1 protein-coding gene is annotated in these 867 nt (G+C 39.9%); it reads right to left on the minus strand.

The genetic code is table 11. The features are described from left to right. Positions 1–866: tagatose 1,6-diphosphate aldolase (locus tag QM017_RS09200; protein WP_282709619.1), on the minus strand; the 866-nt coding region annotated here is incomplete at its 3' end. Between the last annotated feature and the right edge of the window lies 1 nt (position 867).

Genomic DNA, 867 nt, shown 5'->3' on the forward strand with positions numbered 1-867 from the left:
GTTGCGAATGGTTCGATACTATGACGCCAGGTTGCACGACCACATAATACTCCATTGAAGCTTGAGCCTGCTTCAGCCGCAAATAATAAGGTGTCTTGGAATAATTTTGCTGAAACCCCTGCACTCAAGAAGATAAATGGTACGTTGTTAGTTGCTTCATCTTGAGCTTTGAAGTAATCAAGCGCTTCTTGGCGGCTGTAAACTACTTCATTTTCGCCATTGAAGCCTTCCACATATTCCATGTTAACCGGCACTTCTACCTTCAACACATCAACATTGTAGCGGTCTTTGGCAAATTCTTTAACCATTTCATTAACCTTGTGTGGTTTTACTTTGGCATATTCTTTGCTCTTGGTATCTTCGATTTCTGTGTCATATGACATTAATTCCAAGAAGAATGGAATGTCTTCTGCCAAACATTCATCTCCAATGCGTTCAACAAAGGCTTGTTTGCGTTCGTTGATTTTAGCATCTTCATCCACATCATAATACAACATGAATTTAATCGCATCAGCACCGGCTTCTTTAAGACGTTTTACTGACCAATCAGCCAACAAATCAGGCATGCGTCCTGGTTCGGTCACATCATAACCTGTCTTTTCATATGCTGCTAATAAGCCACAATTTTCATGGCGAATCGCTGCTGCTGGCAAGCCATATTCTGGATCAAGTAAGATTGCAGAAGCATATGGTGTCAATTCACGTGAAATTACTTTTTTAAATTCAACGATATCTTCTTCGTTTGCTTCCTTGTTAGCAGCTGCCGCTAACATTTTCTTTAGAGAGCCACGTTGGTCAATCGCTAAAGCTGCGATAACTCCATTTTCATTTGACATTTTCTTTAAAGCTTCAATTTTGTTTGACATA

It is taken from the genome of Ligilactobacillus sp. Marseille-Q7487, from assembly GCF_949152225.1.
Classification (GTDB): Bacteria; Bacillota; Bacilli; order Lactobacillales; family Lactobacillaceae; genus Ligilactobacillus.